Source organism: Komagataeibacter diospyri (assembly GCF_043995075.1).
Classification (GTDB): Bacteria; Pseudomonadota; Alphaproteobacteria; order Acetobacterales; family Acetobacteraceae; genus Komagataeibacter; species Komagataeibacter diospyri.
In genome coordinates, this window is the sequence record NZ_CP171836.1 from 1806396 (window position 1) to 1828077 (window position 21682).

Genomic DNA, 21682 nt, shown 5'->3' on the forward strand with positions numbered 1-21682 from the left:
GGGCCATCAACCGCCCCGCCCTGTCCGGATCAGCCGCCTGCCTGCCTGCGGGCGGCGGCGCGTATGTCGCTTAACGTCAGCAGCCAGATCACGAATCCGCCCATGGCCAGGCAGCTACCGACCCAGCCCACGGATTCCCAGCCCAGACCCACACTGATCGCCATGCCACCCAGCATGGGACCGATCGCGTTGGCCATGTTGAACGCGCTCTGGTTCATTGCCGCCGCCAGCGCCTGCGCATCGACCGCGACACTCAGCAGACGCGACTGGATCACGGTACCCAGTCCGCCACCACAGCCGATCATGAACACGATCGGCATCATGCCCCACACGGAATGCACCGAACCGGGAAAACCGGCCAGGGCGGCGGCATTGACCAGCAGCGTGCCACCAATGGTCGGCATCATCTTGCGATCCGCCGCCCACGCGCACGCCATGGTGCCCACCGTCATGCCCACGCCAAAGACCGCCAGCATGACCGGGGTCATGTAGGCCGGAGCACGGGTCACTTCCTGCAGGATGGAAGCAAGATAGGTATAGACACAGAAAATACCCCCGAATCCCACGACGCCAATACCCAGCGTCAGCCAGACCTGCCGGTTGCGCAGGGCGCGGATCTCGGTCATGGCGCTGGCATTGGGACGCGGTGGGTCGGTGGGTACAAAGCGCATGATCAGCAGCATGGTTAGCAGCGCCAGCCCCGCAATCAGTACGAAGGCCCAGCGCCAGCCCACCAGCATACCCAGCCCGTTGGCCATGGGCACGCCACCAATGGTGGCGATGGTCAGGCCCAGCACGACCCTTGCCACTGCCTGTGTGCGTTTATTTTCCGGAACCAGAGAGGACGCGACAATACCCGCCGTACCAAAATACGCGCCATGCGGCAGGCCACTTATGAACCGGCACAGCAGCAGGCACAGGTAATTGGGGGCCAGCGCGGTCAGGCCGTTACCAATCACATACAGGACCATCATGCCGATCAGCAGGTATTTGCGGCTGCATTTGGCACCCAGCATGGCGATCAGCGGGGCGCCGACACATACACCGGCGGCATAGGCCTCGATCGCATGACCTGCCTCAGGCACGGTTACGTGCATGCCTGCTGAAATCATGGGCACAAGGCTCATGGCCGCGAATTCGGCCGTGCCGATGGCAAATCCCCCCAGCGCCAGAATAAAGAAGATCAGACCGGGATGACCGGAAGGCTGCACGGGCGCACGAACGCCCCCACGCGCGATGGTGATTGTATCAGTCATGCATGTGCTCTGGACAAAAATAAAAAAAGCGCACTTTCGCACGCCGTTACTTTTGTGGCCGATACACCCATGCCGGGTTACCTACAAGCCTGTGCGAACACATCGCTTTGCACCCACATTCCCCGATCAACGGCCATAAAGAGCGAAAAATGTTTCTTCCGCTTTCCAGTGACATATTTTGTCAAAAGATTATGGGGGATTGCACGCCTGTCCGCAGTGTCCTGACCCGTCCTGTTACGCGGCTTCCGCCTGTTGCCGGATACGGGCCAGCATACGCCGCCGGATCAGACCACTTACAGGTCGGATCAAATACCAGTACGGCGCGAAACGTCGCCTCAAGGCTGGCGTAGGACACGATATGCGTGTTTCGGTGACCAGCAGGGACTGGCCGCTGGCCGCGTGTTCGACCCTGAAGCCCATGACCAGCCTGCAGACATCCCGACGCCGGCATGCGGCAAAATCCGCACGTGAAGCAATATCCAGCAGTCCATAATCCATCCGCCAGAACGCCCCGACCAGCCCCATGGCCATTTCCTGATCACCCACACGACCAAGGGGTATGAAAGCATCCATATCCAGCGTCCTGCGCTGCGACAGGCCCAGCAGCCGTGCGGGCTTTTCACGCATGCCGATGGCAATACGGATCAGGGGATCGTCATGGGCACGATAGCGGCTGACGCAATCCAGAATGACCTGGCCCGTGGCATGGATGGCCACGGCGTGGCGTTCCCTGAACGTAAAACAGGGTAGCAGGTCATCAAGCAGGGGCATCATCATGGCTTCATGGAATAAAGGGGACGTTCCAGCCCCATTCTACAGGCATAAAAAAAGACGCCGAAGCGTCTGGACCCGTCTTGTTTCATCATGCCCTGCTGGCCGCCGGCCATTCCCACATTACGTGGGAATTCCGGCTGCAGGGGTATCAGGACAGAAACCCCCTGGCTCAGGCAGCGCGATCGGACACGATGGTAGCAACCATCAGGGCAGCGATCATGGGCAGGAAAGCAACCATGGTCAGGGAAGACATGGCGTTCACGGAATGGGCAATCATGGTGCTGACGTTTTCAATAAACATGTTTCAGTTCCTTTGGTGTCGAGTTGGTAAGCCGGAAGGAACACCAGAACCGAAATACTCGCAATGGAAATCACACGCCAATCGGAGGCGATTTACCGATCATTACATGATGAAAATATTATAACTGTCCAACAAATACCCAACAGACGGTAGAGAGACAGTTATCTATTCCAGACAAAACAGAATATATGCCAAAAAAAATGGCAAACCCTTTTATAGGCTTGCCAGCAGCGATATGAGGAAGATTAAACTCTATGCAAATGCATAAAATTTAACCATCAGACTTCACGATTTCGTGATGTTAAGCTGGTCTTTTTTGCCTGCTACCGGACCGGACGGTGAGGCATCTGGACCCTGCTTTGCAGCGGTGCAAAAAAACAGTCGTATTTTCAATAACCTGCCTGACCTCTCCCGTCCAGCCTAAAAACAGGTCATTCCTGATTAATCGAAAAATGACCTGTCCGCTGTCCATCAGAATGATTCGGGGGTTTCGATTCCATAATCGTACCGCCGCACCGCCCGCCCCATCACTTCCAGCCCGGCAGGAGCATCCATGGGGGTAAAGCCAACCTCGATAAAGGCCAGCCCTTCATGCTGCGCCACCTGTGCCAGCGCGGTATCCAGTTCGGCCTGATTCTCCGCCTTCAGCGACAGTATGGCTGCCGCATCGCCCCCCATTGCCGCAGGCAGGGCCGCGTAATTCCAGTTGGCGATGTCATTGTAGGCAGCCTGCGGCCCAAGGATCATCCGTTCGATGGTATAGCCACCGTTATTGATCAGAAAGATCGTGATATTGCACCGGTGCCGCAGCAGGGTGGACAGTTCCTGCGCCGTCATCTGGAATGACCCGTCCCCGATAAACAGCACATGCCGCCGGTCCGGCTGGGCCAGACATGCCCCAAGACTTGCAGGCAGCGAATAGCCGATCGCGGCCCAGACCGGCTGGACCAGCAGGCTGCACCCGGCAGGCAGCCGGGCGTGCAGCATCGCCACCATGGATGACCCGTTATCAGCCCCCACGATGTCACCCGGTCGCAGGAAGGCTTCGACCTGCTGCCAGAATACCGCCTGCCCCCATGGCTGCGCACCAGATGACGCCAGCACCGCATGGTCGGGGGATACGGGCAGCGCCGGGCGCGCAGGCTGTTTGCCAGAGATGTTCCGCCCCACGGCACCCAGAAGATCGGCGGCCGTAATGCCCTGCATGTTTTTGCCATCGCAGGTCAGGCTGAACGGCTGCACGTCAATCAGCGCGCCGGGCTGCAGTTCCTGTGAGAAATAGCCCGAGGTGGAATCGACAAACCGGACACCCAGACCGATAACGCAATCAGCATTCTTCACATAATCCGCCACACCGGGGGCAGATGCCTGCCCTCCATACGGCCCCAGCCATAACGCCCCCGTTTCCGGCAGCAACGTGCGCGCGGAGGAAAGGGCAGCATAGGGAATGCCGTGCTGCGTACATAACCGCAGCACAAGGTCATGCAATCCGTACTGACGCACCATGGCGTCCACCAGCACCACGGGCTGACGTGCCTGCGCAATACGCTGCACGACCCATCCGGCCGCCTGCGCCAGCAGGTCGGGATCCGATACCACAATCGCTGACGGCGGCGGCGGCACGTCAATGCCCACGTAACAGATGTCGGATGGAAACTGGATGTAGACCGGACGTTTCAACGTCTGCACGGCATGCAGCACACGATCGGTTTCCGCCACGGCGGTTGCCGGCTGCAGGCGGGTGCTGGCTACCGTAAACTGCCGGTAGCAGGCCATGACATTGCCATAGTCACCATCGGCCAGGGTGTGATGCACCAGTGCACGCGACCCGATGGCGTGCATGGGCGGCATGCCCGAAATCACCACCACCGGCACACCTTCCGCACAGGCCCCTGCCACGGCTGACAACGCGGACAAGTCACCCACGCCATAAGTCACCAGCACGGCCCCGATACCCGTCATCCGGGCATCGCCATCGGCTGCATAGGCCGCATTGAGTTCATTGCAGGTGCCAATGAACGCGATTCCCGGCGTGCGTTCGATCAGTTCAAGGAATTCGAGATTGTAATCACCGGGAACGCCGTAAATGCGCGAAACACCGAGTTGCTGGAGCCGGTCCAGCAGCATACTTCCGATTGATCCGCGCATGCCGTCACTTCCCTAACCTGTTGCCTCCCGGCCTGAATTGGCCGGACGGGATTCAATAGATATCAAAATCATTGTTTCCCGTGGATGAAAAGGCCATGCGACGTTCGGTCAGGTTCAGGATCCATGATGACATGTCCGAACGCGTGCGGGGAAACGGCAGGCGATGCACCATGGAGCGCATGCTGTAGAATTTGCGGTACATGGTCTGGATGCGCTGTTCCATCTGGCCGGGCGTGCAGTTCTTGGGCCAGATATGGCAGACCTGCCCGGGCCAGCGGTCGATGTCCTCGGGATCGATGATCCGGCCCGCCTTTTTCATCCGTTCAAACAGGGCCGTCCCCTTGGTGGGGGTCAGGATGTTGAAATAGGCCGCAGGCACCTTGTGCGCCTCAAGAAATGACAGGGTAGCGTTATAGACATCGGGATGTTCATCATCATAACCGAATATGAAGTTGAGCGAGTAGCTGATGTCACGCTTGCGCAGGTTATCGAACATCTCGCCATAACGGCTGGCCTTGTTCCAGCCCTTTTTCATGCCCTGCAGCATCTCCTCGTCAATGCTTTCGATGCCGATATTCACGTGCATCACGCCACTGCGCTGTGCCAGGTCAAGGAAACCGGTATCAAGACACAGATTGGATGACCACAGCGTGGACCAGCGGATCTTCAGCGGCACCAGGCCTTCCATCAGTTCCATCGCGCGGCTTTTCTTGCCGCCGAAATTGCTTTCCCCGAAGAAGAAGTGACTGCCCTTGTTCTTGATCCGCTCCAGTTCGGCCACCATCTGGTCCACCGGCCGCCAGCGGTAGCGCCCGCCAAGGTAAAAACGCTCGGAACAGAAATCACACACGAACGGGCACCCGCGCGAGGACTGCACGGCAAACGTGCGGAAGGGGCCGAATTTCTTCAGGTCCAGCAGATCGTAACGCGGCGCGGGCAGGTCATTGAGTTCCTTCAGCGGCGCTGCGCGATAGATCTTCTGCAACCGGTCGGCGGCCGCGTCCTCCAGCATGGTTTTCCAGATCGGTTCGGCTTCACCCACGCCCACGGCGTCACAGTGTTCGGCAGCCTCATCGGCATAGAAGAAGGCATGCGGCCCCCCCATGATGACCTTGACCCCACGCCTGCGGAATTCAGCCGCGATGTCATAGGCGCGCGGGGAATGCAGCGTCCAGGCAGACAGGGCGACCACATCCACCGGCACGTCAAAGTCAATGTCCTCAAGCTGTTCATCAAGCAGGGTCACGGTCCATTCCCGTGGCGTCAGCGCCGCAAGGTATGGCAGGGCAAGCGGTACCATCTGCCGTCGTCTGGTCTTGAAAATGGTCCGGTCGGTCTTGGACCGGTAATGCGATGGCTGGATAATCAGCAGCTTGAGATCTGTCTTGGACATGCTTCAGCTCTATGGACCCGAATGTGGTAAGGAATATCCTGATAAATAACTCTTTCTCATATCGTACGTTTTTTGTCCCACATGTCCAATGCACGAAATAAACAGCACCTAATCATTCATATTTGTATAGAATTCGTATATTTCACCTATCAAAAAATTGCATGATTATTTATTGTATTTGTATAATTGTTACTTTTTTATTATTTGCATGATTTGTTATTATTATTTACCTCACCGTCTAAACTGGAATTATGCACATATCTGGTTAAAGCCTGCTGCATATCTACATTTCAGGTCAGCAGACGCACGCTACCCGCGATGGCCGGACACATCGCATCAAGCTGACCCATCCTCCCGTCCGCAACAGTACAGACGCACGCCGACACCCGCCCATCCAGCGGGGGCGAAGGCGCGCGGCATGCCCAGACCGGAGACATTGCGGACAATCATCATTTTTTAAGGAAACATCTGGCGGACAGCCAGCACACCGGCATGGTCCGGTTCAGCCTGCCGTGCCACAATCCAAGGCATCCGGCGGGCCGCATTGCAGTGTCATTATCAGCGCAATGGCGCTTTTGCCCCGCAGTGTGCAGGCATTACGGTCCCGGCCAGTCCAGATCCGGTGGGGTGCCCGTGACGCCATCATGTTCCAGCATGTCGATAATGGCGGCAGCCGTTTCCTCCACCGAGCGATGGGTCACGTTTATGACCGGCCATTTATATCGCGTGCACAGGCGCCGCGCCCATTGCAGCTCTTCCTGCACGCCCTGCGGGTCAATGTAGGGTTTTACCGAAGATTCGGACATGCCGGGGGTTGCAATCGAACGGCCCGGTAACATCATTCCCACGCGCGAACGCCGGATTTCCAGCAATGTATACGGGTCGATCGTCAATCCCACCACAAGGCCGGGAAAGTCACGCAACCCCGTGGGCAGCGGGGCATGGGGCACCAGCGGGATATTGGCGGCCCGGATCCCGCGATTGGCAAGATAGAAACATGTCGGCGTCTTGGATGTGCGCGACACCCCCACCAGAACCACATCCGCCTTGGTCAGGTCGGCTGTCTTCTGCCCGTCATCATGGGAGATGACGTACTGCATCGCGTCGATACGCCGCCGGTAGGTATCATCCATCACATACTGGCCGCCGGGGTGGCGTTCCGCCACGATCCCGGTCTGCTGCTCCAGGAAATGGATGGTGCCATCAAGGATATTCTTGACCTGCACCCCCATGCGCGCGCACCCCATGCGCAGCATGTTCTGCAGGTCCGGTGAGGTTAGCGAGGACAGTACCGGCCCCGGTTCATCCCCGATCCCGGCCAGCACGCGCGAGACCTGTACACGTGTGCGGATCAGGTTCCAGTTACGCGGCGAAAACGCGGCGGACTGGAACTGGGCGCTGCAGGCGCGCATGACCGCCTCCAGCGCCTGTCCTGTCGCTTCGGAGACAAGATGCAGGATAACTTCGCCCATGGCCCTGCCTGACAGGACGCCCCCCCACAGGTGGGACGTCCTTTGTTTGTGGTATGTTACACGACGCGAGACAGGCCCGTTTAAACTGCCTGGCCGGCCTTCTGCCGCGTGGCCAGAGCTGCCTGAGCTGCAGCAAGACGGGCCACCGGCACGCGGAAGGGCGAGCACGAGACATAATCCAGCCCGACTTCATCAAAGAAGGCAATGGAATCCGGGTCACCGCCATGTTCGCCACAGATGCCCAGCTTCAGGTCCGGGCTGGTCTGCCGCCCACGTTCCACACCCAGACGGACCAGCGCGCCCACGCCATCACGGTCGATGGACACGAACGGGTCGCGCGGCAGCAGGCCGTGATCGACATAGTACGGCAGGAACGATCCCGCATCATCACGGGAAAGGCCGAATGCCGTCTGCGTCAGGTCGTTTGTCCCGAACGAGAAGAAGTCGGCATATTCCGCGATCTTATCCGCCTGCAGCGCCGCACGGGGCAGTTCGATCATGGTGCCGATGTAGTAGTTGAGGTTGGTACCCTCTTCCTGCAGCACGCGGGCGATCTCATCTTCGGCGGTCCGGCGGGTGGTCGCCAGTTCCGCCTGCGTCGCCACCAGCGGAATCATGATTTCAGGACGGATGGGCTTGCCCAGTTCCTTTTCAACCATAACCGCCGCCTGAATCAGCGCACGGACCTGCATGGCATAGATTTCCGGGCTGGTCAGGCCAAGGCGGCAGCCACGATGGCCCAGCATCGGGTTGGTTTCAGACAGTGCGGCACAACGCGCGCGCACGTCGTCCACGCTTTTGCCCAGCGCCTGCGCAACCTCGACCATTTCGGCTTCGGCATGCGGCAGGAATTCATGCAGCGGCGGGTCCAGCAGGCGCACCGTCACCGGCAGACCCGCCATAATGCGGAACAGGCTGGCGAAATCATCACGCTGGAACGGCAGCAGGGCGGCAATGGCCTTCTGACGCACGCTTTCGTCATCAGCAATGATCATCTGGCGCACGAACCCGATCCGGTCGGGACCGAAGAACATGTGTTCCGTACGGGCAAGACCGATCCCTTCCGCGCCGAAGCGGCGGGCAGTGCGCGCATCGTCCGGCGTTTCGGCATTGGCGCGCACGCCCAGACGGCGCACCGCATCCGCCCAGCCCATCAGCGTGTTGAAATCATCCGACAGCGCGGGTTCGATGGTCGGCACGCGACCAAGATAGACCGCCCCCGTCCCGCCATCGAGCGTGATCCATTCACCCTGCGCCACGGTGTGCGAACCGACCGTCATGGTCCCCGCCGCGTAATCGACATGGATGCCACCCGCACCCGCCACACATACCCGGCCCATGCCACGCGCCACGACGGCGGCGTGCGATGTCATGCCGCCACGGGTGGTCAGCACGCCACGGGCGGCGTGCATGCCATGCACGTCCTCGGGCGAGGTCTCGATCCGCACCAGGATCACATCCTCACCCTTCGCAGCGCGGGCTTCGCATTCTTCCGCCGTGAATACGACCGCACCAGCCGCGGCACCCGGCGATGCGGGCAGGCCACGGGTCAGCTGTACGCGTTCGGCCTTGGGATCAAGGGTGGGATGCAGCAACTGGTCAAGGGATGCGGCCGGCACGCGCTGGATAGCGTCTTCCTGCGTGATCAGCCCTTCGCGCGCCATGTCGATGGCGATCTTGAGTGCTGCCGCAGCCGTGCGCTTGCCGTTGCGGGTCTGAAGGATGTACAGGACGTTGCGCTGGACGGTAAATTCGATGTCCTGCATGTCCTTGTAATGGGTTTCCAGCACGGACCGCACACGCAGCAGTTCACCGTAGGCTTCGGGCAGCGTGGTTTCCATCGGGTGCTGACCGGCCTCGGCACGGGCACAGGCCATGGGCTGCGGGGTGCGGATGCCCGCCACCACGTCCTCGCCCTGCGCGTTGATCAGGTATTCACCGTAGAAAATGTTTTCGCCCGTGGACGGGTCGCGCGTGAAGCACACGCCGGTAGCGCAGTCATCGCCCATGTTGCCGAACACCATGGACTGCACGTTGACCGCAGTCCCCCACGAGGCCGGGATTTCATGCAGCTTGCGGTACGTATTGGCGCGCGGGTTCATCCATGAGCCGAATACCGCGCCAATGGCGCCCCACAGCTGGTCATGCGGGTTGGTGGGGAATTCGGTCCCGGCATGGGTGGTGATGATATGGCGGTAGTCCACCACGATGGCGCGCCACTGGTCAGCCGTGATCGCCGTATCGTCTTCCACGCGGTTCGCGCGCTTGAACTGTTCCAGCACGTCTTCGAAATGGTGATGCGGCACCCCCATCACGACCGAGCCATACATCTGGATGAAACGGCGGTAGCTATCCCATGCGAACCGCGCATCACCGGAGGAGCGGGCAAGCCCTTCCACCGTTTCGTCATTCAGGCCGAGGTTCAGCACCGTATCCATCATGCCCGGCATGGATACACGCGCACCCGAACGGACCGAGACCAGCAGCGGCGCATCCGCATCGCCAAAACGCAGGCCCATTGACTGCTCGACCCGCTGCAGGGCCGCGGCCACCTGCGCCTGCAGGTCCGCGGGGTACTTCCGGCCGTTTTCATAAAAGGCCGAACAGACTTCCGTTGTAATGGTAAAGCCCGGCGGCACAGGCAGGCCGTTCGCAGCCATCTCCGCCAGGTTGGCACCCTTGCCGCCCAGAAGGTTGCGCATGTCCGCGCGTCCCTCGTTCAGGCCATCTCCGAAGCTGTATACCCATTTGGTCATGTCTGTTCGTTCCTACGCGCGTCCGTCTGTCAGAAATGACGCCTGATCCGGAACAGGGTAAAAAAACAGGCGACCGCGCTATTAGTATTGTTTGTTGTTGGCAGGTCCGGGCATTGAAAATAACCGCCACGGGCAACTCCGGGCAATCACTATTTTACTGACCCGTGCGCTTCATGCCGATGGCCACGGACGTACGACAGGCAGGACCGACCAAGCAAGGTTTCAAATAATTTTGTTATTTTACAATATGTTATAAGATTAATTTTATTGCAGCAGGATAAAATGGACAACGCTGCAGTCACTAAAATATTATATTTAGTGATATAAGTTATACATTTTATTAATTTATTGCTGGTCAGTTCAGTCCCGGCAATCCACGTTCAATGGTTGTGCGATGCAACAAGAAGTTTGCGCACCGCACAATAATAAAAACGTAATTACAAAAAATATCCTTAAACATTTCAAAATTACTTTGAAACTATCTTAATTATGTTGACACCCGAACCTTATTTCCAGAAACATCCCCTGCGGCCACACAAAAAACAAGAAGTCACGGTCAAAATGAAAAAAGCCATACTCCTTCTCCTGCCCTTTGCGGGCCTCCTGTGGGTTCCATTGTACAACCGGCATGATCCGGTGCTGTTCGGCTTCCCGTTCTTTTACTGGTACCAGTTCGCGTGGGTGCCCGTCACATCTGTCCTAATCTGGATGGCATGGAAAACGGACCGTCAGTCATGAACACATCAATCCTGCCTGATAACGCCGCCATCAGCGTATTCGTCGTGTGTTTTGTCGCGACCATCGTGCTGGGCAGTACGGTTCGGCTATGGCGCCCACTGCTGAACCGCCACAAGGCCGTGAACCGCCATAGCGAGGGAGAGGAATGGGGACTGGGCGGGCGCGAATTCGGCGCCTGGGTCACGTGGTTCCTGGTGGGGGGGGATTTCTATACCGCCTATACGGTCATTGCCGTGCCGGCGCTGGTCTATTCCACCGGCGGGTTCGGCTTCTTCGCGCTACCGTACACTATTATCGTCTATCCCTTCATTTTCGCCGTCATGCCCCGGCTATGGACCATCGCGCGCGATGGCGGCCATGCCACGGCGGCAGATATCGTACGCGCGCGCTTTGGCAGCCGGTCGCTGGAACTGATGGTGGCGCTGAGCGGCCTTGTCGCCGTGCTGCCCTATATCGCGCTGCAGCTGATCGGCATCCGCACGGTAATCGAGGCCCTTGGCTTCACCGGCATGCTGCCGCTGCTGATCGCGTTTGTCTCCCTTGCCGCCTATACGTGGCTGGGCGGGCTGCACGCCCCCGCGCTGACCGCCTTCATCAAGGACGTGATGATCTACATCGCGGTGCTGGCGGCTGTCATTATCGTGCCGATACATCTTGGTGGCTATGGGACCATGTTTCAGTCCGCAGCCGGTCACCTGCCCAGCCTGCCGGACGGCCATATCGTGGCGCAGGGGCAGGTGGTGCCTTATGCGACGCTTGCCCTGTCCTCCGCCTTCGCCGCTTTCCTGTATCCCCATACGCTGACCGGCATCCTGGCGGCGAAGTCGGCTGATACGATCCGGCAGAACGCGGTTTTCCTGCCCGCCTATACGATCGTGCTGGGGCTGATCGCGCTGCTGGGGCTTATGGCGCATGCGGCGGGGATCGTGACCACGTCTTCGTCCCAGGTGGTGCCGCAGCTTTTTCTGGCGATCTTCCCGTCATGGTTTGCAGGGTTCTGTTTCGCCGCCATCGCGGTGGGGGCGCTGGTGCCAGCTTCCGTCATGGCGATCGGGGCGGCCAACCTGATCATGCACAATATCCTGCCCCACCGCAGCGACTCGGTCACCGGTTCGCGCGTGGCCGGATTCGCGGTCAAGGTCGGCGCGCTGGGCTGCGTGATTTTCCTGAACGCCAAATTCGCCATCGACCTGCAACTGCTGGGTGGCGTCATTATCCTGCAGACCTTCCCCGCGCTGATCATGGGCCTGCTGCCGCTGCGCCTGCCTGCGCCCGCACTGATCGCAGGCTGGGTGATCGGGTCGGTTGCGGGACTGGGGCTGTGCTGGATTGATGGGCTGAAACCGGTGCACCCGGTGGTCTTTGGTGGCTTTTCGGCTTCCGTTTCAACCGGGTTACTGGCGCTGGGCATCAATATCGCCGTGACCCTGATGCTGGGGGTCGTGATCCGACTGGCGCTCGGGGCGTCCCCGTCCACCCTGCGCCCGGGCAGCATCCGTCGGTAAATATCCCCCAATGTTCACATGACACACATAGGTCATGTGAATGCCCCTCCTGTTTCCACAAGGACACGGCCCCTGTCACATAATTGGGGCCGTTTTTGTATTTACCGACTGCCAACCCACGTCAGGCCATGAACCATCCGGCGGGTCTGGTGGCTGTCTGGAAAATCAGATCAGACAGCAATCCTGCACTCATCAAGAGACTGTCTTTGGATCATCGGGCAAATTAATAAGGAAATTTCTGATGCAGCTTTTTTTCAAAAAGCTTCAGAAAACGCCACCTTTATTGGGACCTGTCAGGAATTATGCTTTTTTGAATCCTCTGAATATGAATCAAAAACCATATAAATCGCTTCATCCTGACCGATGCCCAATGGGCAAAAATGGAGCCGCTGTGCGTTGGCAAAAAGACAGATCGCGGACGTAGCGGGAAGGATAATCGCCTCTTTATCGAAGTGGTCTTATGGATCGCCCTGACGGGCAGTCCGTAGCGGGACCTGCCACCGTATTGCGGACACTGGAACCCGGTTTACCTGCGCTACACCGACTTGGACGAAGCCGGGGTTTTTCAGCGAATTTCCGAAGCTGTCTCTGGCAATACCGATATGGAATATGGGAGGGTACGACGGTACGGTGATCCGGGTTCACCGCCATGGGCAGGGGGCAAAAAGGGGACCTGAAAACAGGCAATCAGACGCAGTGTAACGGAATGGTCAACGAAGATCATCGCCATGACTGATGCCCTGGGTAATCTGCTCCGCTTTACCCTCATTCCCGGCCAGCATTACGACACGGTCGGGGTTGCGCCCCGTCTCCAACGGCGGATTTCAGGAGGCTTCCTGCTGACAGGGCGTTTGATGTCCACTGGATCGTGTATGCCATCCGCGCGCAAGGCGCCTGCGTGGTCCTTCCCCAGCGCTCGAACTGCCTCGACAGACGCCCGTTCGATGGGGCCCTGCAAAGCGCGCCATCTCATTGAGAACTCCTTCTGCAGGCCCAAGGCGTTCAAACGCATCGCCATGCGGAGCGACAGGACAGACAGATCATTTGCAGCCACGATCCACCTCGTCGCCGCAATCATCAATTCACGGTAATTCCCAACAGGCCCTGAAAAAAGCAACGCCTAACATTTTTGTTGTTTTTAAACAGCCACTTACATTGCCTGTGGCTGGATATCAGCATGCCGGTGCATGGTGTCCGCGATGGTTGCGCGGCCCTGACGGGCAATCTGCCGCAGCAGGCACACCACGCCGGGCACGCAGTTACCGCACTGAGCGCGACATCCCTTGGATTCATAAACTTCTTTAGGCCGGACAGCCCCATTACGCGCGGCTGTTTCAACATCTGTATCGGTCAGCATATTGCAGGAGCAGACAAACATTTATCTATCCCAATCGATGATGTGGGCACACCATAATCACGAATGAGAACAAATCGCAATACACTTATTTCATCCTGTCTGAAACCGGTGGAGATTTTCCTGTCCCACGGCGGAGCCATATATATGGCTATTCATTACCATTACGTGCGATAATTTTTATGACATGCCAAAAAAACATGACGGGCTTCATGCCATGATGAAGGTCAGCGCCAACCCGGCATACTACCTTGCAGTTTCATAGGTCGCCTGAAACAACTCGTTGATAAATAGAAATGAAATTTGGCGGACACGACCCTGTTTCAATAAGGTGGTGTTTTCTGAAGCCTTAAAGATTCGCCAAAAAACTTCTTTATAATTTGCAGGACATTTTCAAAGCGGGCATTTCAAACAGTCGTTCAGCCATTCGGTTTGGTGGCCGTAACTGCGGGGCAATATCCATCCGCCCGCCACCATGCCAGAACCCTGTCCCTGCCGCCCCCTGCCAGCATGAGGGGCCATTTTATTTCATGGCACGACATCGTGACAATAATGGGTGCAAGGCTGAAGCCTGTGATCCGTAACCCTGATGAAAATACAATGATCAGGCCACAAGCGCATCGTTGCACATGCCGGACGAAGTCGACAGAATAAACAACAATATCAGTCACCGGCACTGGTGTAGCCATTGTCATACATCCATACCAATACGGGGTGATGGGCATGAAAATATATTCCGATCAGGAAACCCGCGACTTTCTTCCGTTTTCTCCCCTGGTCAATGCGCTGGCACTCGCCATGCAGGAACTGGAACGGGGCCAGATCCAGTGCCCGGAACGGACAACCGTGCGCACCCATGACCATGCTGGCGCGCTGATGACCATGCCCTCGGTTGGCCGGGATATCATGGTTACCAAACTGCTGACCCTGTTTGGCAACAATCCCGCCCTTGGCCTGCCAACCATACAGGGACAGGTCATCTGTGCCGAAGCCCGCACCGGGCGTTTCCTGTTCACGCTCGATGGGCCAACCGTCACCATGCGCCGCACCGCAGCCGTCAGCATGCTGGGCATCCGCACACTGGCGCGCGGCCCGGTCCGGCGCGTGCTGGTGATTGGCACCGGCACGCAGGCGCTCGCCCACCTGCAGGCATTATGCGCCCTGTATCCCGGCATTACCGTTGTCATTCGCGGGCGTACACTCCAGCGGGCACTGGATTTCTGCACGCTGCACCAGACACCCGCCCTTACCCTCCGCCCGGAAGGCACGCAGGAGGAGCCGTTTGATGTCATCATCACCGTCACGGCCAGCACGTCGGTCATTTATAATGAACCTGCGCGCGCGGACTGCCTGATCATAGGTGTGGGCGCCTACCGGACCGACATGGTCGAAATCGGCCCGGACACCATTGCAGGTAGTGCGCTGTATGTGGATGACGCCATCGGCGCGCCAGTCGAGGCAGGGGACCTGTATCAGGCGGGCGTGGACTGGAACAATGTCCATTCCCTATCCCGTGCACTGGATGACGGGCCGCCTGCGGATGGCAGGCCTGCCTTTTTCAAATCGGTCGGATGTTCCGCTTGGGATCTGGCGGCCTGCCGGGTGGCGCGCCTGCATGGGGCAGAATGAACCCGTGCAGGCGTCCCTTTTTCATCCCCTGAAAGCCTGTTTAAAAATCAGCTTGAGAAACACCCTGCAATCATAGGAAAGTTTTTTGATGAGGCTTTTTAAAAAAAGGCGGTACCTAAAAACTTTTATTTTTTATCAATCAGTTGTTTCCGATCAATCTTTGATAGGATAACGGCCGTGAGCCAGATACCCGGTCCCAACCAGACAATCTATGTCGCGCATGAATATTACAATATCCACGCGGAACTGGAAAAACGTCCCGGCGCGCCCCGCTGCGTGCAGGTCCAGACATTCGCCCAACTGGAACAGATCATACCACAGGCGGAAGTACTGGTGGTTTCCATGTTATGGCGCAACACCCTGTTGCAGCAGGCGCCCCGACTTAAGCTGATACAGTCCATCAGTTCCGGGGTGGAACAGTTTGACCTGACACAACTCAGGACACGTGGCATCCATCTGTGCAATGCGCGTGGGGCGAATGCCGCGGTGGTTGCGGAACATGCGCTTGCCCTGCTGCTCAGCCTGTCACGCCGTCTTTATGAGGCACGTGACAACCAGCACCGCGCCCACTGGTCAGGCACTGGCATGGACGCGCGGCCCCGCCTGCAGGAACTGACCGGAAAAATGGTACTGATCGTAGGCATGGGCACCATTGGCAACCGGCTGGCGCAGATCTGCCAGGCACTGGGCATGCGCGTCTGTGGCATGCGCCACAGCCCCCGGCCACTGGATGTTCCGGGGGTGGCACAGGTCAGGCCCGATGAACTGCATGCGGCCATAGGTCAGGCCGACCATATCGTGCTGACCTGCCCCCTGACCCCGCAGACCGAAGGGTTGATGGACCAGCGCGCCTTTGCCGCCATGAAACCCGATGCCTGCCTGATCAACGTGGCACGCGGTCGTGTCGTGGATGAAACCGCCCTGACTGCCGCCCTGCGCACGAACGCCATCGCGGGCGCGGCCCTCGACACCTATGCGGATGAACCGCTGCCGCCCGCTTCCCCGTTGTGGCAACTGCCCAATCTGGTCATGACCAGCCATGTTGCGGGAGAAACGCAGTTCTATGAACACAATGTCGTGGATATCCTGCTGGATAATGTCAGGGCGCTGGAAACCGGGGGACCGTTGCGTAATCAGATTGTCTGAAAATTTGAAGCATAAAGACGTTTCTGGTGAAGCGTCAGGAAACGCCGTCTTAAAAAAGACGGCGCCCAAAAACTTTTATTACCTTTCAAATACTTTCCCTGGCAGGCTTTTTCAGCATAATCAGCGCAAACAGGTATACAATCAGTCCACCCACTGAAAACAGCGCGCCCCCCCAACCCAGCGCACCATAACCAAACTGCCGCGCCAGCAGGAAGCTGCCCCCGGCCGCCCCCACTGCATTGGCAATATTGAACGCTGAATGATTGAGGGAGGCTGCGAGTGTCTGCGCATCCCCCGCAAAGTCCATCAGACGCGTCTGCAACGCAGGGCCAAGCGCATTGACGAAGGTTGGCACCAGAAATACGTCAGCCATCAGGGCGATCTGGCTGTGCAGGATATAGGGAAATACCAGCATGGCCACCGCACTGCCCGACAACGCGATCAGTGCAGCAAGATCAAGGTTACGGTCCACCAGCCATGCGCCCGCATTCGCGCCCGCCAGCATACCCGCGCCCCATACCACCATATACACCATGCTTTCCCATTCAGGCACGTGGGTCACGTTCTGCAGCACACTGGTCAGGTAGGTATAGATCGTAAACATGCCGCCAAAGCCGATTGCCGCAGTCAGCAGTGTCAGCAGCACCTGTGCATTGCCCATGGCGCTGACTTCCCTGAAGGGCGAATTCTGCCGGTTCGGCTGATCGGCGGGAATATAACGCCACACCCCCAGAAACGTGACGAAACCAAGGATCGCGATCGTCAGATACGCCATACGCCAGCCGAGGTGATTGGCGGCGAATGTTGAAAACGGCGCCCCGATCAGGGTCGCAATAGCAATACCCGACAGCACCCGCCCCACGGCCCAGCCCCGTCGCGCGCGTTCCACCATGGATGCGCCAACCAGCGCGGAAATCCCGAACAGCGCCCCGTGCGGCAGGCCGGTAATGAAGCGCGCGACCTCCACCAGGCCCGGCGTGGGCATGACAATGCTCAGGACATTCCCGAAACAGAACAGCAGCAGCAGTACCAGCAGCAGTTCTCGCCGCGAAAGCCGCGCGCCCAGAATGGTGATGAGCGGCGCGCCAATCACAACCCCCAGCGCATAGGCGGTAATGACATAGCCGGCATCCGCCACGGACAGTTTGAGGGATGCCGCGAATTCCGGCAGCATTCCCATAATGGCGAACTCCCCCGTTCCCACGACAAACGTGCCAAACGTCAGGATGAAGAAAGCGGCTGTTTTCCCGTGGGGGGACGTGACCTGCGTGATCGTGCCTGCAGCCTGCGTATTATCTGACATGATGGACCATCCACAAACGGCAATCAGGCGGCAGGCTGCGCGGCTGCGGCACGGGCGATGGCAATGTCATCTTCCGTGCTGGCCCCCGACACGCCGATCGCACCCATGACAGACCCATCCGTCCCTTTCAGCACGACACCACCACCGAAGCTGGTCAGGCCGCCATTGGTGTTTTCCAGGCTGTAAGCCCCGCCATCAGGATGCGCAATCTTTGCAAAATCGGCGCTGTCCATCTGGAACAGGACGGCCGTTCGCGCCTTTTTATGACTGACCTCGATCGCACCCAGCGGGCAGCCATCCATGCGGATGAAAGCCATGGGCCACGCGGCGGCATCCACGATGGAAATACTGACGCTGACACCCAGATGGTCCGCTTCGGACCGGGCGGCGGAAAGCAGGGACATGGCATGGGAAAGCTGCATGGTAAAACCCTCTGTCTTACGAAGAATAAAGACAGGTTAGACACACGCCCGCGGAATGGAACATGCAAAGACGTGACCGCGTCATTTCTTCAACATTGTTGAACACCCGCCTGTTCCACCTGCTTCATCATCATCCACCCCAGTTGCACAAGGCGTGCGCGGGGCAGGCGTGACGCCGGGCCGGTCAGGCCGATGCTGGCGCGGACTTCCCCCTGTTCCCGCCATGGGATGGCGACACAGTTCCAGCCCGGGCGACAGGCCTCGATATCGATCGCGTATCCCTTCACCCTGACATCCTCGATCCGGGTCAGGGTGCGTGCATCCAGTGCGCCAGTGCGGGTCGCCATGACCCGTTTGCGCAGGCCGGGCACGAACGCAAGGAACACCAACCCCACCGCGGAGCCTTCAAGCTGCTCATGCAGCGGTGGCCTGCTGTCCGTTGCCGCGTCACCACATTCGACCACCTCCAGATATGCGGCTTCGTCCCCGCTGGGCACGGCAAGATAGACGGTCATGCCGCTGTCACGTGCAATCGCCAGCATGACGGGATGCAGTCGCGCGCGCAGGGCGTTGTCGTCGCCCGCGATGCGCGCGAGATTCAGGATGCGCCCACCCAGATGGTAACGCACATCCCCGTGCCTGCGCTGCACGTATCCCAGGTGGTCAAGGGTCTGGAGAATGTTGTGCGCCGTCGTCTTGCCCAGTCCCGATATCTCGGCAATTTCCTGCAGGCGCGCGTGACCGCCCTTCTGCGCGATGATTTCCAGAATGGCAGCAGAACGTTCAATGGACTGGATCAGTCGGGGTGTTTTTTCCACGGGGTGCTTTTCCGGCTATATCAGGGACATCCCGTCCCCTGTCTTCGCATTACGCTGCCGGGCCCCGGAGTGGAATGGCCACTGCAGGATTTCATTATTCCGAGACAGCCCCGAACAGAACAGAAACCGGAAGCGTTATATTATTTTACAGGTCTGGAAATAATATGCAGATCGTATATATCTTCTTTCATGCGCCTGACCCTGCATACAGATTACGCACTGCGGACACTGATCTATCTGGGGATCCATACGGATCGCCTGACATCCATCCGTGAAGTAGCGCAGGCCTATGGCATTTCGGAAAACCATCTTGTCAAGATCATACACAAACTGGGTCAGGCGGGTTTTGTGGAAACCATACGGGGCCGGAATGGCGGGCTGAAGCTGGGGCGCCCGGCAGCCAGCATCGTGCTGGGCGATGTGGTGCGGCATACGGAAGAAGACATGGCCCTGGTCGCCTGCATGCACCCCGTGGATGAAGGCGGCAGGTCCAGTTGTATCCTGGCCGATGCCTGCCGCCTGCGGGGCGTGCTGGCGGAAGCCCTTGGGTCCTTCATCGCCGTCATGGACAATTATACGCTTGCTGATGTCATAACAGATCAGGAACGTGAGCGCCTGCCACGTCCCCTACCCGTCTAATACCCATACGCCCGTTGGGGTTGTGGAATAAACTCCATTTTATAATTCCACTGCCATAGGGGCCAGTTGCAGACACAGGACCGGAAAACTGGCATTTTTCCCCCGCCTGACATAATCCCGGTCCATGCGGGACCACGATTTTTTGCACGTTTCCAGGGTTGGTGATACCTGAAACGATTCTTGCACGCCTGCCGGTGAAATATATACTTCTTGACGAAACTCTGAGGAACATACTGCCAATGGCTTACGCTACGACCAACCCCTATACTGGTGAAACGCTCGAGACGTTTCCCAATGCCACGGATCAGGAAGTCCAGACCGCACTGACCGAAGCATATGATGTTTTCAAGACATGGCGGCATACGTCCTTTGCCGAACGCGCGAAGGTCATGACGGCGGCAGGCCAGATCCTGCGCCGCGATATCGACAAATACGCCCGCCTGGTGACACTGGAGATGGGCAAGACCTTTGCCGAGGCGAAGGCCGAGACCATCCTGTCGGCTGAAATCTTTGAATACTACGCAACCCATGCCGAACGCCTGCTGGCACCGGAAAAGCTGCCGGTTGCGGACCCGAAGGAAGGCGACGCCATCCTGATCCACCAGCCGCAGGGCATCGTCTTCGCAATCGAGCCGTGGAACTTCCCGTACTACCAGATCGCCCGCATCATCGCGCCGCAGCTTTCGGCCGGTAACACGGTTCTGCTCAAGCACGCCTCCAACGTGCCGCAGTGCGCCGCAGCCTTCGACAGCCTGATGGTGGAAGCCGGCCTGCCCAAGGGCGGGTTCCGCAACCTGTATGCAGCACGCCACCACACGGAAATGATCCTGAGCGACCCGCGCGTGTGCGGTGTTGCCCTGACCGGGTCCGAAGGGGCTGGCACCATCATTGCAGGCGTCGCGGCCAAGGCGCTGAAGAAGTCCACCATGGAACTGGGCGGTTCCGACGCCTTCGTTGTGCTGGATGACGCCGATCTGGAAAAGACCGTGAAGTGGGCCGTGTTCGGTCGCCACTGGAATGCCGGTCAGGTCTGTGTATCCGCCAAGCGCCTGATCGTGGCGGATGCGATCTATGACAGGTTTGTCGAGCTGTACAAGAAGGGCGTTGCCGAACTGAAGGCTGGCGACCCGATGGACCCGTCCACCACGCTTGCGCCGCTGTCGTCGCAGAAGGCGGCTGATGACCTGCTGGCGCAGGTTGAAGAAGCCAAGAAGCATGGTGCGGTTGTTGAAACCATTGGCGCACCGGTTCCCGAAAAGGGTGCGTTCTTCCGTCCGCTGCTGATGACCAACCTGCACAAGGACAACGAGGCCCGTCATTGGGAATTCTTCGGTCCGGTCACCCAGCTGTACCGTGCAAAGGACGATGCGGACGCCATCCGTATCGCCAATGACTCCCCCTACGGTCTGGGCGGCGCCGTCTTTACGCGTGACACCCAGCGTGGCGTGAAGGTGGCCGAACAGATCTATACCGGCATGGTGTACATCAACCACCCGACCATGGTGAAGGCCGACCTGCCCTTCGGTGGCGTTGCCCGTTCCGGCTACGGTCGTGAACTGATCGGCCTTGGCATCAAGGAATTCGTCAATCACAAGCTGATCGACGTCGTGGACATCGACGCCCCGTTCTGATCGGGTAAATATCCGGACATGCGGCCTGTCATGAATACAGGCCGCGCCACTGGCGCCCCGCAGGTCAGCCAGTGGCATGTCTGGCCTTCTTTCACCAGATATTTCCATTCCATATTTTATTTATGATATGGAATAATTATACATTTCTATTTTATATAAAATCTTTTCAATTACATATAAACAGACGCATTACCGTCCGCCTGATGAAGCGGTTCATAATACCTGTCTGAATATTGATAGATCATACAATACATGGTCTATACGCACCATGTCGCTGCGTTACGCGTCCACATACCTAGCGGCAGCAAGCAAACAGACATATTGATAAATCAAAGATCTGATCTTGAAAGATAGCCCTTACGCAGCATGATTTCTGCGGAGGAAGAAATACAGTAAA

General features: G+C 58.3%; 19 protein-coding genes. 7 read left to right on the forward strand and 12 right to left on the reverse strand.

Features of this window, described 5'->3' with window-relative positions; genetic code table 11:
• Positions 1-29: 29 nt before the first annotated feature.
• The 8 genes from ACE2AA_RS08560 to ppdK all read right to left on the reverse strand — a co-directional run bounded on the left by ACE2AA_RS08560 (position 30) and on the right by ppdK (position 10100).
• A complete protein-coding gene (locus tag ACE2AA_RS08560; protein ID WP_141300714.1) occupies positions 30-1256 on the reverse strand; it encodes an MFS transporter in 1227 nt (408 codons plus the stop codon).
• Between the two features lie 234 nt (positions 1257-1490).
• Positions 1491-2033, reverse strand: coding sequence for a hypothetical protein (locus ACE2AA_RS08565; RefSeq protein ID WP_395369439.1), 543 nt, complete (start codon positions 2031-2033; stop codon positions 1491-1493).
• 166 nt (positions 2034-2199) lie between these two features.
• Entirely contained in the window at positions 2200-2331 is a 132-nt protein-coding gene (locus tag ACE2AA_RS08570) for a hypothetical protein (protein ID WP_010506875.1), read from the reverse strand.
• A 471-nt stretch (positions 2332-2802) separates the two neighbouring features.
• On the reverse strand, positions 2803-4479 hold the full coding sequence (locus ACE2AA_RS08575) for an alpha-keto acid decarboxylase family protein (protein ID WP_395369440.1): 1677 nt from the start codon (positions 4477-4479) through the stop codon (positions 2803-2805).
• 52 nt (positions 4480-4531) lie between these two features.
• Entirely contained in the window at positions 4532-5872 is a 1341-nt protein-coding gene (locus ACE2AA_RS08580) for a B12-binding domain-containing radical SAM protein (protein ID WP_395369441.1), read from the reverse strand.
• Between the two features lie 290 nt (positions 5873-6162).
• Positions 6163-6309, reverse strand: a complete 147-nt coding sequence (locus ACE2AA_RS08585; RefSeq protein ID WP_395369443.1) for a hypothetical protein — start codon at positions 6307-6309, stop codon at positions 6163-6165.
• A 159-nt stretch (positions 6310-6468) separates the two neighbouring features.
• Positions 6469-7344 (reverse strand): pyruvate, water dikinase regulatory protein, encoded by an 876-nt coding sequence (locus tag ACE2AA_RS08590; protein ID WP_141300715.1) that lies wholly within the window; start codon positions 7342-7344, stop codon positions 6469-6471.
• 80 nt (positions 7345-7424) lie between these two features.
• The gene (ppdK, locus tag ACE2AA_RS08595) at positions 7425-10100 is read right to left on the reverse strand and encodes a pyruvate, phosphate dikinase (protein ID WP_141260738.1); all 2676 of its coding nucleotides are present in this window, start codon (positions 10098-10100) and stop codon (positions 7425-7427) included.
• Positions 10101-10661: 561 nt separating this feature from the next.
• Here ppdK and ACE2AA_RS08600 point away from each other — a divergent pair.
• From ACE2AA_RS08600 to ACE2AA_RS08610, 3 genes are all read left to right on the forward strand, one after another.
• A complete protein-coding gene (locus ACE2AA_RS08600) occupies positions 10662-10838 on the forward strand; it encodes a DUF3311 domain-containing protein (RefSeq protein WP_025439145.1) in 177 nt (58 codons plus the stop codon).
• On the forward strand, positions 10835-12343 hold the full coding sequence (locus ACE2AA_RS08605; RefSeq protein ID WP_141300717.1) for a sodium:solute symporter: 1509 nt from the start codon (positions 10835-10837) through the stop codon (positions 12341-12343). The genes ACE2AA_RS08600 and ACE2AA_RS08605 overlap by 4 nt, the downstream gene beginning before the upstream one ends.
• A 356-nt stretch (positions 12344-12699) precedes the next feature.
• Positions 12700-12831, forward strand: coding sequence for a transposase (locus ACE2AA_RS08610; RefSeq protein WP_395372166.1), 132 nt, complete (start codon positions 12700-12702; stop codon positions 12829-12831).
• A gap of 662 nt (positions 12832-13493) precedes the next feature.
• On the opposite strand, the gene ACE2AA_RS08615 is transcribed toward ACE2AA_RS08610, so the two are convergent.
• Positions 13494-13721 (reverse strand): bacterioferritin-associated ferredoxin, encoded by a 228-nt coding sequence (locus ACE2AA_RS08615; protein WP_193557656.1) that lies wholly within the window; start codon positions 13719-13721, stop codon positions 13494-13496.
• Between the two features lie 699 nt (positions 13722-14420).
• Between ACE2AA_RS08615 and ACE2AA_RS08620 the strand changes: the two genes are divergently transcribed.
• Together ACE2AA_RS08620 and ACE2AA_RS08625 are read left to right on the forward strand one after the other, a co-directional pair.
• Positions 14421-15326, forward strand: a complete 906-nt coding sequence (locus ACE2AA_RS08620; protein ID WP_395369445.1) for a delta(1)-pyrroline-2-carboxylate reductase family protein — start codon at positions 14421-14423, stop codon at positions 15324-15326.
• Positions 15327-15503: 177 nt separating this feature from the next.
• A complete protein-coding gene (locus ACE2AA_RS08625) occupies positions 15504-16472 on the forward strand; it encodes a D-2-hydroxyacid dehydrogenase (RefSeq protein WP_395369447.1) in 969 nt (322 codons plus the stop codon).
• Between the two features lie 85 nt (positions 16473-16557).
• Here the strand turns inward: ACE2AA_RS08625 and ACE2AA_RS08630 are convergent, their stop codons facing one another.
• The 3 genes from ACE2AA_RS08630 to ACE2AA_RS08640 all read right to left on the reverse strand — a co-directional run bounded on the left by ACE2AA_RS08630 (position 16558) and on the right by ACE2AA_RS08640 (position 19015).
• Positions 16558-17775 (reverse strand): MFS transporter, encoded by a 1218-nt coding sequence (locus ACE2AA_RS08630; RefSeq protein WP_141300719.1) that lies wholly within the window; start codon positions 17773-17775, stop codon positions 16558-16560.
• Positions 17776-17798: 23 nt separating this feature from the next.
• Positions 17799-18197 carry a heme-binding protein gene (locus tag ACE2AA_RS08635; protein WP_141260743.1) on the reverse strand — a complete coding sequence of 133 codons (399 nt, stop codon included), beginning with the start codon at positions 18195-18197 and terminating at the stop codon, positions 17799-17801.
• An 89-nt stretch (positions 18198-18286) separates the two neighbouring features.
• The gene (locus ACE2AA_RS08640) at positions 18287-19015 is read right to left on the reverse strand and encodes an IclR family transcriptional regulator (RefSeq protein ID WP_395369449.1); all 729 of its coding nucleotides are present in this window, start codon (positions 19013-19015) and stop codon (positions 18287-18289) included.
• A 189-nt stretch (positions 19016-19204) separates the two neighbouring features.
• On the opposite strand from ACE2AA_RS08640, the gene ACE2AA_RS08645 reads away from it, so the two are divergent.
• Both ACE2AA_RS08645 and ACE2AA_RS08650 read left to right on the forward strand, forming a co-directional pair.
• Complete coding sequence (locus ACE2AA_RS08645) at positions 19205-19654, forward strand: Rrf2 family transcriptional regulator (RefSeq protein WP_141260745.1); 450 nt, start codon at positions 19205-19207, stop codon at positions 19652-19654.
• 239 nt (positions 19655-19893) lie between these two features.
• Complete coding sequence (locus ACE2AA_RS08650) at positions 19894-21285, forward strand: NAD-dependent succinate-semialdehyde dehydrogenase (RefSeq protein WP_141260746.1); 1392 nt, start codon at positions 19894-19896, stop codon at positions 21283-21285.
• Positions 21286-21682 lie beyond the last annotated feature (397 nt).